Annotated in this window: 12 protein-coding genes; 8 read left to right on the top strand and 4 right to left on the bottom strand. The window is 67.2% G+C overall.

Going from position 1 to position 9,727, the window contains the following annotated elements; all coding sequences use genetic code 11:
• Nucleotides 1-466: 466 nt before the first annotated feature.
• A complete protein-coding gene (locus tag ACRDPN_RS05775; RefSeq protein ID WP_431446417.1) occupies nt 467-1,066 on the top strand; it encodes a hypothetical protein in 600 nt (199 codons plus the stop codon).
• A 65-nt stretch (nt 1,067-1,131) separates the two neighbouring features.
• A complete protein-coding gene (locus ACRDPN_RS05770; RefSeq protein WP_431446416.1) occupies nt 1,132-1,560 on the top strand; it encodes an RDD family protein in 429 nt (142 codons plus the stop codon).
• 71 nt (nt 1,561-1,631) lie between these two features.
• Here ACRDPN_RS05770 and ACRDPN_RS05765 read toward each other — a convergent pair whose 3' ends face one another.
• A complete protein-coding gene (locus tag ACRDPN_RS05765; protein ID WP_431446415.1) occupies nt 1,632-2,918 on the bottom strand; it encodes a YhjD/YihY/BrkB family envelope integrity protein in 1,287 nt (428 codons plus the stop codon).
• A 332-nt stretch (nt 2,919-3,250) separates the two neighbouring features.
• On the opposite strand from ACRDPN_RS05765, the gene ACRDPN_RS05760 reads away from it, so the two are divergent.
• From ACRDPN_RS05760 to ACRDPN_RS05740, 5 genes are all read left to right on the top strand, one after another.
• Nucleotides 3,251-3,706, top strand: a complete 456-nt coding sequence (locus ACRDPN_RS05760; RefSeq protein ID WP_431446414.1) for a DUF6325 family protein — start codon at nt 3,251-3,253, stop codon at nt 3,704-3,706.
• A gap of 23 nt (nt 3,707-3,729) precedes the next feature.
• Nucleotides 3,730-4,014, top strand: a complete 285-nt coding sequence (locus tag ACRDPN_RS05755) for an SHOCT domain-containing protein (protein ID WP_431446413.1) — start codon at nt 3,730-3,732, stop codon at nt 4,012-4,014.
• A 27-nt stretch (nt 4,015-4,041) separates the two neighbouring features.
• Nucleotides 4,042-4,863 carry a hypothetical protein gene (locus ACRDPN_RS05750; RefSeq protein WP_431446412.1) on the top strand — a complete coding sequence of 274 codons (822 nt, stop codon included), beginning with the start codon at nt 4,042-4,044 and terminating at the stop codon, nt 4,861-4,863.
• Entirely contained in the window at nt 4,847-5,494 is a 648-nt protein-coding gene (locus ACRDPN_RS05745; RefSeq protein ID WP_431446411.1) for a hypothetical protein, read from the top strand. The genes ACRDPN_RS05750 and ACRDPN_RS05745 overlap by 17 nt, the downstream gene beginning before the upstream one ends.
• A gap of 291 nt (nt 5,495-5,785) precedes the next feature.
• Nucleotides 5,786-6,253 carry a ZIP family metal transporter gene (locus ACRDPN_RS05740; RefSeq protein ID WP_431446410.1) on the top strand — a complete coding sequence of 156 codons (468 nt, stop codon included), beginning with the start codon at nt 5,786-5,788 and terminating at the stop codon, nt 6,251-6,253.
• A 165-nt stretch (nt 6,254-6,418) separates the two neighbouring features.
• On the opposite strand, the gene ACRDPN_RS05735 is transcribed toward ACRDPN_RS05740, so the two are convergent.
• Together ACRDPN_RS05735 and ACRDPN_RS05730 are read right to left on the bottom strand one after the other, a co-directional pair.
• A complete protein-coding gene (locus ACRDPN_RS05735; RefSeq protein WP_431446409.1) occupies nt 6,419-6,703 on the bottom strand; it encodes a hypothetical protein in 285 nt (94 codons plus the stop codon).
• Nucleotides 6,704-6,807: 104 nt separating this feature from the next.
• Complete coding sequence (locus ACRDPN_RS05730) at nt 6,808-7,479, bottom strand: SDR family NAD(P)-dependent oxidoreductase (protein ID WP_431446408.1); 672 nt, start codon at nt 7,477-7,479, stop codon at nt 6,808-6,810.
• A gap of 76 nt (nt 7,480-7,555) precedes the next feature.
• On the opposite strand from ACRDPN_RS05730, the gene ACRDPN_RS05725 reads away from it, so the two are divergent.
• On the top strand, nt 7,556-8,515 hold the full coding sequence (locus ACRDPN_RS05725) for a S1C family serine protease (protein ID WP_431446407.1): 960 nt from the start codon (nt 7,556-7,558) through the stop codon (nt 8,513-8,515).
• On the opposite strand, the gene ACRDPN_RS05720 is transcribed toward ACRDPN_RS05725, so the two are convergent.
• A complete protein-coding gene (locus ACRDPN_RS05720; RefSeq protein WP_431446406.1) occupies nt 8,516-9,643 on the bottom strand; it encodes an NAD(P)/FAD-dependent oxidoreductase in 1,128 nt (375 codons plus the stop codon).
• Nucleotides 9,644-9,727 lie beyond the last annotated feature (84 nt).

Below are 9,727 nucleotides of genomic sequence, written 5' to 3'. Positions count from 1 at the left end.
TAGTGGTCCTCGGAACCCATCCGGAAGGTGCCGCCCGGGATCCAGGACATGCCCGCATGCGGTGCAGTGCGCTCGGTTCCGGCGGGTGACGTTTCGGGACCATCGATCGGCGTCGTGCCAGCAGCGGGCACAACCATGACTACTCCACCGGCGGGCGACTCTCCGATGGTGTGCCGCCAGGGAAACGCCCGCATCATCCCATTCGGGTGAGTCCGCCGCCGCGCTGATCGCTAGCGGAGGTGGATCGAGGTCGGCCCGAGCGGGCGCGAACACACTCACCCCCATGGGGTGAGGTGCCGCTGCGTGACGACGGTGAGGCTGGGCGCAGGCCATTCCTTGTCACTGGGCCGCGACATTCCTGGCGGGTTCCATGGGCGGCCGTGACCGCATCGAAAGGGCACCCAAGATGGAGCAGCGAGGCGCGACAAGCGATCAGAGTGCTGGTGAGCCGACGGAGCGTGAGCTCATGCTGCTCGTGGACATGGCATTCGGTGTGGCTGCTCTGGCCGTGACCGCCGCCGGCACCGCGAGCCGACCCCTTCGTGCATTCGCCGCACCGGTGGCGCGTGTCGTCCTTCAACCACCGCTCCTTCCTGCTCGACTGCACCCGGCGGTCAGGTTGAATGGGCTCGCCTGGCGCGGCGCTGCGTACCGCCGTACGAGCGTGCACGACCTGGCAGACCTGATCGACTCGATCGTGTCGACACTCGCGGTCGAGCTGGAGGGCCGCCTCGACCTCACCGAGTTGATCCAGCGCCACGTCGATCTGGAGGCCGTCATCGCCCAGGTGGATCTGGCCGGCCTGGCTCAGCAGGTGATCGCCGAGATCGACCTGCCTGAGATCATCCGTGAGTCGACTGGTGCGATGGCCTCGGACACGTTGCTCGGCGTACGGATGCGGAGCATCTCCGGGGACGACGCAATCGGACGAGCCGCGGATCGAATCCGGCTGCGACGTGCCCGTCGACCAGCGGCGCCGTCCCCGAGTGAGACAGGGGCGCCGCCAGACGGGCGGCAGGAGAATGAAGCCTCGTCGAATGTCGACGCACCGTTGCGGACGCCGTGATGGTTGAGAGCATCTCAGTTGTTCCGCGCGAGGCCCGTCCGTATCAGGGGGGCCGGGCGGGGCTGGTGACGCGCCTCATCGCCAACACCATCGATGCGTTGAGTGTGAGCGGCGGGCTCCTGGCCGCTTACGTGGGTTTCAACGCATTGTTGTTCATGGTCAACCCCCGCGGGTTCGAGTTCACGCGTGTCTCGGCATTCCTCAGCCTGGGAACTTTCTTGGGCGTTCTCGTCGTCTACCTGACGGCGGCGTGGTGGTCCACCGGGCGGACGTACGGCAACCACGTGATGGGCCTGCGTGTTGTCGGCCGACATGGCGGCTCAGTGGGCCCACTGACGGCTCTTGTCCGCGCGATCTTCTGCGTCGGGTTCCCGATCGGACTGCTGGGGTGTGCAGGGAGTACCCGGAGATCCCTGCAGGACGCCGTGCTCCGTACGTCGGTCGTCTACGACTGGCGTCCCCGACGCGAAACTGGACCCCTCGCCATCACGTAGCGACGGATCATCGCGACGTCACGGACAGTCTTCGACGTATTCAGCGCATCTCGTCGCTCGGCGACCAGAGCTCAGGCCGAATTGGCGGTCTGGATCGGGCGAACCACGAATTCGAGCACGGTTGCCGCCACCGACACCACCAACGCGCCCAGTATGGCGCTGCCAGGGCCGTCGATGCTCAGGTTCGCGCTCACGCCCGCCGTCGCGGCCAACAGGATCGCGTTGACCAGTAGTGCGGGGACACCCAGGCGGATCCAGGAATGTGAGCCCGCGAGCCAGTACACCAACGGACCCAGCACCGCGTTGACCAACCCGCCGAGCAGGGAGATCGCGAGGTAGGTCCCGAGACCGCCGCTGACGTTTATACCCGGGACGATGGCGGTGGCAACCCAGACCGCCGCCGTCATGATCAGCCAGTTGATCAGGACGCGGATCAGCGCCAGCAGGTCAGCACTGGTGAGCCCCCGGTGATCGGCTGCCGCGATGACAGGAGCCTCCGCACGAGGGTCGACGAGCCCGAACCGGATCTTCAGGGGCACGAGCCACGGCGCGTCCGAGGCGTCGAACTCGGCTCCGATGGAGGTGCTGGCGACCAGGACGAAGGCAGCGGCCAACAGCCATCCGATGATCGTGATCGTGATGCCGAACAGACCGAAGTCGTTGGTGGCCCGGGTCATCACCCCTGGCATGTAGATCGGCGTCCCGATCGCGAAGACGGTCATCCCAACTGCGGACGTCCCGCCGGCGACCAGCAGACGGCGCCAATGCACCTGCCGGTTGAGAAGCAGGTAGGGGATCGACGTCCAGAGCACCAAGCCGGTCGCCGCCGACATGAGTACGGCCCAGAGCCACTCCAGCGGGAAGTGGCTGGTGAAGCTGCGAATCCCGTAGGCGACCAACACTTCCAGGACCAGAGCCGCCAAGCCTAGCGTGGCGAAGAGGATGCTGCGGGCACCGGCCTTCTCCTGGTCCCACGCCGCGCTGTACATCCTCTGGAGGCGCCGCGTGAACGCAACGCCTGAGTACAACAGCAACAGAGCGCTGAAGACCGTCACATCGCTGGACACGCCAGCAGGCGTGGTGAACAGCTGCTCCACGGCCTCGGCCGAGGCACCCGTCAGAGCGAACTGGTTGATGATCCCCTGGCTGATCACATCCTCCTGCCCGGCCGGAGCGGCGCTGGCGACGACGATGAACAGCGGGATCATGGCGGTGAACGCCTGGGCGGACAAGACGATGCAGCGGTCGAAGCCTTCCATCATGATGAAGCGCAGGATGCTTCTTCCGACGAAGGAGTCCTGCACCCGTAGGGAAAGGGCGGCGAGGTCGTCGGAGCGCTCGTCAGGGAACCACCTCATGGGCGGCACCACAGGAAGCCGGCTCCGGTCAACACGCGCGCCGTACCGACCACCCTCCACGCCATCATCCACACCACCTTCGCCCTGAGCGGCTCGACGCTGCTGCGATGCTGCGATGCTCCGACGCAGGTACCTGCGTGTCGTCATCCCTCACGGGTGAGGCGCCGGCGGGTCTCCTGGGGCCATCCAAATCGCAAGGATGACCACGACATCTCGAACCATGCCGGTCGCGTCCTCATCCGCCACGGGTGATGTCACGCCCCGAACATGCTGCATAGTCTCCGATCGAGGCGGGTTGTGGTGACGGCCGTCTGAGACTACGAGGAGGATGCATGATCGACGACGACTTGGACCAGATGGGTCCGATCGACTACATCGTGGTCGAGTTCCCCGGCAACAAGATGACGGGAGAGGGCTTTCCTATTCTCCTCGACCTCGTCGACAAGGGGATCATCCGTATCCTCGACCTGGTGTTCGTCACGAAGGACCTCGACGGGTCGGTCCGAAGCGTGACGATCTCCGACCTCGACGGAGATGGCAAACTCGACCTCGCCGTGTTCGAAGGTGCTTCGTCCGGGTTGCTCGGCGAGGAAGACGTCGAAGATGCGGGTACGGTTCTCGAGGCCGGCAGCTCAGCGGGCATCCTCGTCTTCGAGAACGTGTGGGCCGGTCCCTTCGCCAGCGCGCTGAGACGCGGTGGTGGGCGTCTGGTCGCCAGTGGTCGCATCCCAGTCCAGGCGTTGCTCGCGTCCGTGGAGGCAGCCGAGTCCGCCGACACCGCAGTCTGAGCACAGGAGAGAGAGGCATAATCATGGGACTTCTTCGTGGAGTGGCCCGTACCGCCGTAGTTGCCGGTACGGCTACCGCGGTGTCCAACCGGGTCTCGCGACGCCAGGCCGGCCGGTGGGCCGCTCAAGAGCAGCAGTACGCTCCAGAGCCCCAGTACGTTCCGCCTCCGCCGCCAGCAGCCGCTGCGCCGGACAACGACATGGAGAGCAAGCTGGCTCAGCTCAAGGAGCTCGGCGACCTCAAGGAAGCCGGTGTGCTCAACGAGGCCGAGTTCGAGCAGCAGAAGAACCGCATCCTCAACGGCTGAGCGACAACCCGGAGCGGGAGGATATCGATGAACATCCTCCTGGGCATCATCGTGACCCTCGTCATCACCGCGGTCACGGTCGCGTCGATGCTCGCAGTCCGTCGGCGCGCCCCCGAGGGGAGCTACTTCGCCGACGGTGACCGCGCCTCGGGCGTCTTCGGGGTCCTCGCCACGGGCTTCTCGGTGCTGCTCGGCTTCATCATCTTCCTGGCGTTCTCGTCCTACGACGAGTCGCGAACAGGCGCCGAGTCGGAGGCGACCATCGTGGCGCAGCAGGTCCAGACGGCACAATTCCTTCCCGACGCGAGTGCGGAGCTCACCGGTGAGCTGACGTGTTACGTCCGGTCGGTGGTCGGGCCCGAGTGGGACGCTCTTCGGGAGGGAACACTGGGTGACCAGATCAACCCCTGGGGGGCGGAGATGTTCCGCACGATCTCGGCGGTCGACCCCGCCTCGGCGACCGAGCAGTCCGCCTACGACCGGTGGATGAGCCAGACCGCCGATCGCGAGCAGGCGCGGATCTCCCGCATCCACGGGGCCGAAGGCATCATCCCCGTCCCCCTGTGGGTGGCTCTCGTCTTGATTTCCGGGGTCGTCTTCGCCTACCTGTTGTTCTTCGCCGACCCGGCCGAGGGCAGGGTGACGCAGGGCATGCTCATGGGCAGCGTCACGGTGGTGATCTCGCTCCTCCTGCTGCTCCTGATGTTCTTCGACCACCCACACGGCGACGGCGTGGGCCGGTTGCATCCGACGGCGATGGAGCGAACCCAGCGTCTCATCGACACCCAGCTCGAGGCCATCGACCTGGACGTCACTCCTCCTTGCGACGAGCATGGCAAGCCGAGCTGAAGCGCCGGACGACCGGCGCGGCTGGCAGGAGCTGCTCGTCACGGTCCTGCTCGTGGTCGCGGCCCTGGCCACGTCGTGGAGCAGCTACCAGGCCACCCGTTGGAACGGCGAACAGGCCGCCGCCGCGGGTCGCACCAACGCTGTGAGGATCGAGGCGGCCCGGGCTGACGGGCTGGCGCGGGCGCAGACCCAGGTCGATGTCGCCACGTTCATTGCCTGGGCCGACGCGGACCAGCGGGGGGAGACGAAGGTCGCCGCCTTCTACGTGGACCGGTTCCGCCCCGAGTTCCGGTCGGCTCACGAAGCGTGGATCGCTCTCGACCCGCTCACGAACGCCGATGCTCCGTCGACCCCGTTCGCCATGGACGAATACCAGGTGGCGTCCAAGGACGAGGCCGAGCGGCTCGACGCAGCGGCCGAGAAGTCAGCCGCCGAGGTGCGCCTGAACATCCAGCGCTCCAGCAACTACGTGCTCACTGTCGTGCTGTATGCCGTCGTGCTGTTCTTCGCAGGCATGAGCACCCGACTCCGGGACCGGCGGTCACGTTGGGTGATGACGATCGCCGGGTGCGTCGTGCTCCTCGGTGCGCTGGCGTGGCTTTCGACCTTCCCCGTGAGCGTGGCGGTCTGAGGCATGGACATCCGAGGCGTGCCATGTCGAGCGGAGCATTCGTCTGGGGAGCCCTGGCGGCATCCTCGCTGGTCATCGGCGCGCTGATCGCGCTTCGCTTCCACATCGGGCTGCGTGCCATCGGGTTGATCATGGGATTCGGTGACGGCCTGCTGGTCAACGCCGTGTCGTTCGACCTGATCGAAGAGGCTGCCGAACAGGCGTCCGGCACCGGCTCGGTCGTCATGGGAGTCTTCGCCGGCTGCCTGGTCTTCTTCGGCGGAGACAAGCTGATCGACCGGTTCGGTGGCGGTGCGCGCAAGAACGCGACCGGGGATCAGGGCAGCGGCTCCTCGCTCGACGATCGTGCTCGGCACGGTGCTCGACGGGATCCCGGAGGCGACGGTGATCGGCCTGACCATCTACGAGGGCGGGGAGGTCGGTGCCGCCTACCTGGCCGCGGTCTTCATATCCAACCTGCCGGAGTCCGTCTCTGCCACGACGGGCCTCGCGAAGGGCGGCTGGTCAAGCGCCCGGATCCTGTGGATGTGGATCGCGATCGTGGTGATCTGCGGACTGTCCTCCCTGAGCGGGTACGCACTCTTCCAGGACTCCTCGCCTGACACCGTCGCCTTCGTGCTTGCCTTCGCCGCAGGTGCGATCCTCACCATGCTCGCCAACACGATGATGCCGGAGGCGTTCGAGCACGGTGGCAAGCTGGTCGGGGTCGTCACGACCCTCGGCTTCGCCGTTGCCTTGACCATCCACACGCTCGGCTGAGGCCGGAACCAGCCGCGGACAGACAGATTCGCTGCAGCAGCCTCCGCTGGTGCAAGCGGCCTCCTGGGGTTGTCCACCGGACTCTTCGTGACCGCGGCGGCCGAGGTCATACATACGAGGCCGCTACGGCGATCACCCGCAAGCACTACGGACGAATCTCTCCGGTCAGCAGTGACGGTGGCGCAGCTCGTAGTGGCGCGAGTGCTCGTCGAACCTCTTGAGCAAGGCACGTGCCTGGGGAGGCACCACTGAACCTCGCGGGTCGCCGCCGGTGAACCGCCCCACGGCGGCGAGGTCGGTGAACCTCATGGCAGTCAGAAATTCCTGCTCGGTCGTCTCCTCTTCAGGCAGCCGACGCCACACCTCGAATCGCTCGAGGCCGGCAACCTGGCGAGAGACGATGCCCGGCGCGACGTCACTGTTCAGGACTCGGTCGTAGTCAGGGCCCATCGCTGGCTCCGTGAAACCACTCCACAGCCGAAGAATCATCGTCCACCCGTTCACATCGACAACATTGTGACGACAGATTATGACAACCAATTCGGGTTAAACGATCACACCGGCAGCGCGGCCCCGTTGACGAGCTTCGCCTCGGGCGAGGCGAGGAAGATGTAGGTCTGTGCGACGTCGGGGACCTTCGGCCAGCGGTCGTGGTCGGAGTCCGGCATCGAGGCGCGGTTGGCCGGGGTGTCGATGATCGAGGGCACGACGCTGTTGACGGTGATCCCGGTGCCGGCGACCTCCTCGGCAGCCATGCGCGCCAGGTGCAGTACACCGAGCTTGCTGACCGAGTAGGCGAAGCCGTTGCCCTTGGTGACGGTCGCGGCCTTGCTGGCCGTGAGGACGATCCGGCCCTCGCCGACCGGTTGCATCATGCGAAGCGCGTGCTTGGTGACCAGGGCCGCGGTTGTCAGGTTCAGGGTCAGCTGCCGTCCGAGCTCGTCGGGATCCAGCTGCGCGAGCGGGGAGTGCGGCGCGAATCCGCCGACGGTGTTCACGACCGCCCATGGCGCGCCGATCGCGTCGAGCAGCGAAGTGACCTCGGCATCGTCGGTGAGATCGACGATCTCGTAGCGGGCGCCGTCGACGACGGCCCCGTCGTCGGGGGCGGCCCGATCGATCCCGACCACGTCGGCACCGGCGTCGGTGAACGCTGCCGCCAGACCGGCACCGAGGGCACCGCTGGCCCCGGTCACCACGACTGTTCGTCCTGTGAATTCACTCATCCCGCCCACCGTAGCGGTGGGTTCCGCTGAGAGTGAACGACGGATACTTCTGCACCCCAAGAGGGTTGAATGAGTCATGGGCACGGATGAGGAGCCCGGCGACGAGCTCGCCGTCGACGAGTTGGCCATGGATGCCTACTCGAGCATCGTGACGCGCGTGGCCGCGGCCTTGGCGCCCAGCGTCGCCAGCCTCTCGGTGCGAACGCGCCACTTCCAGGGTGTGGGAAGCGCCAGTGTCCTGTCCGATGACGGACTCCTGCTGACGAGCGCCCACGTCGTCCACGACGCCCGCCGCGCCGTCGCCGAGTTCGCTGATGGCAGCGAGACGACGGTTGACGTCGTGGGCAGGGATCCCCTCTCCGACCTGGCGGTGCTCCGTGCGCGTGATGACGTCCCGCCCGCCGTTCCCCTCGGCGACGCGAGTCGCCTCCAGGTCGGCCAGATCGTGATCGCGCTCGGTAACCCGAACGGTCTGGCCGGGAGCGTCACCGCCGGCATCGTGTCCGCCCTCGGGCGGTCTCTGCCGACGAAGGCGGGACGGGTGGTCGACGAGGTGATCCAGACCGACGCCGCCCTGAATCCCGGCAACAGCGGAGGCGCGCTCGCCGACAGCCGAGGTCGGCTCGTCGGCGTGAACACCGCCGTTGCCGGTATCGGCCTGGGTCTGGCGGTTCCGATCAACGAGACGACCCGGAGCATCATCACCGCCCTCACCACCCGCGGCCGGGTCCGCCGGGCCTGGCTCGGGGTCGCCAGCTCCCAGCGACCGCTGCCGCCGGACCTCGCCGAGCGCACGCACCAGCGAACCGGTCTCTTGATCGCACAGGTCGTCGCGGACAGTCCGGCGGCCGCATCGGGTCTGCATCTGGGCGACCTGATCGTCGCCGCGGCAGGAAAGCCCGTCGCCTCGGCCACCGACCTGCAGCGATTCATGGTCGAGGATGCGATCGGCGAGCCGGTGGAGATCACGGTCATGCGCAACGGCGCCCTCGTCGACGTGATCGCCATCCCCCGGGAGCTGGACGAAACGGCCTGATCAGAGCCCGAACCAGCGGTTTCGCCGGGACGCACCGAACTCGGCCTTCTCGGCGGTGTGCACCACGTCGGGGCCGAACAGAGTAGCGGTGGGCCCGCCCTCGGCGTGGAAGTCGATGTCGACCTTCCCCACCTCGCCGTGCCCGAACTCCACGAAGCAGAGTCCGGTCCCGCTGTACGGGCGCGCGTCACCACCTCTGATCGTGGCGGCGACGGCATCCGCGACCGCGATGGCCGCACGTTCGGCGAAGACGCCCGCCTTCGGCATGCCGGTCCCCGTGCAGTCCCCGATCGCATAAACACCGGGGAACCCGGTGGCCAGGGTGAACGGGTCGACCTCGACCCAGCCATCCGTAGCCAGGCCGGACTCGAGAATCACGTCCGGCGCCTTGTGCACAGGGATGCCGATGAACAGGTCGTACGACTCGTCGTGGTCCTTGAGGTGCGCGACCTTCGCATCCGCGTCGATGCCGCGCACGCGGTGGCGCTTGACGTACTCGATCCCGCGGTCGGCCATCGTCCGCTCGACGGCGCCCGATGCATCGGGTGAGACCGGGATAGGCGCCGGTTGCGGGCTGATCACGGTGATCTCGGTGGCGTCGCGGACGCCTCGCTCGACGAGCTGGTCGTGCAGCAGCAGGATCGCCTCGTACGGGGCGGGCGGGCACTTGAACGGGATCGAGAGGACTGCGAGCAGAACCTGTCCGCCGCCGAAGGTGGCGAGCTCGTCGCGTAGCCGCTCCGCCCCGCCGACCGTGTAGAACTCGAACCCGCCCTCGACGAATCCCGGCGTGGCCCCGTGGTCGTAGTCGGCACCCAGCGCGACGACGAGGACGTCCGGGTCGTACTCCGCCGCGTCGGTGATGACGCGTCGCGTCTGCGGGTCGATCGAGAGGACGCTTTCCTGTCGGAACTCGACGCCCGGCTTGGCGATGTGGCGGTAGGGGAGCCGCACCTCGTCGCGGGTCTGGCGACCGAAGAGGACCTCGAGCTTCGAGAACCCGAAGACGAACGCGTCGTCCTGGTCGATGAGCGTGACCTCGACCTCGTCGGCGAGGCGCTCGGACAGGAGGCTGCTCAGCTCGAGCCCGCCGAAACCAGCCCCCAGGATCAGGACCTTCGTCTTCATGTCCTCAGCATGCCGTGCGGGAAGCCCGTCGCGCATGGCCCGGGCGGATCAGACGTTTTCGGATCGTTGCGCAGGGTCGCGCCA

The sequence above is a fragment of the Aeromicrobium sp. genome (genome assembly GCF_050700635.1).
Classification (GTDB): Bacteria; Actinomycetota; Actinomycetes; order Propionibacteriales; family Nocardioidaceae; genus Aeromicrobium.
This window is presented reverse-complemented; position numbering and strand designations above follow the sequence as displayed.

Coding starts and splice junctions, on each gene's coding strand:
- ACRDPN_RS05745 (WP_431446411.1), top strand. CDS start 4,847: ATGGCAAGCCGAGCTGAAGCGCCGGACGACCGGCGCGGCTGGCAGGAG.
- ACRDPN_RS05750 (WP_431446412.1), top strand. CDS start 4,042: ATGAACATCCTCCTGGGCATCATCGTGACCCTCGTCATCACCGCGGTC.
- ACRDPN_RS05735 (WP_431446409.1), bottom strand. CDS start 6,703: ATGGGCCCTGACTACGACCGAGTCCTGAACAGTGACGTCGCGCCGGGC.
- ACRDPN_RS05775 (WP_431446417.1), top strand. CDS start 467: ATGCTGCTCGTGGACATGGCATTCGGTGTGGCTGCTCTGGCCGTGACC.
- ACRDPN_RS05720 (WP_431446406.1), bottom strand. CDS start 9,643: ATGAAGACGAAGGTCCTGATCCTGGGGGCTGGTTTCGGCGGGCTCGAG.
- ACRDPN_RS05725 (WP_431446407.1), top strand. CDS start 7,556: ATGGGCACGGATGAGGAGCCCGGCGACGAGCTCGCCGTCGACGAGTTG.
- ACRDPN_RS05730 (WP_431446408.1), bottom strand. CDS start 7,479: ATGAGTGAATTCACAGGACGAACAGTCGTGGTGACCGGGGCCAGCGGT.
- ACRDPN_RS05755 (WP_431446413.1), top strand. CDS start 3,730: ATGGGACTTCTTCGTGGAGTGGCCCGTACCGCCGTAGTTGCCGGTACG.
- ACRDPN_RS05765 (WP_431446415.1), bottom strand. CDS start 2,918: ATGAGGTGGTTCCCTGACGAGCGCTCCGACGACCTCGCCGCCCTTTCC.
- ACRDPN_RS05760 (WP_431446414.1), top strand. CDS start 3,251: ATGATCGACGACGACTTGGACCAGATGGGTCCGATCGACTACATCGTG.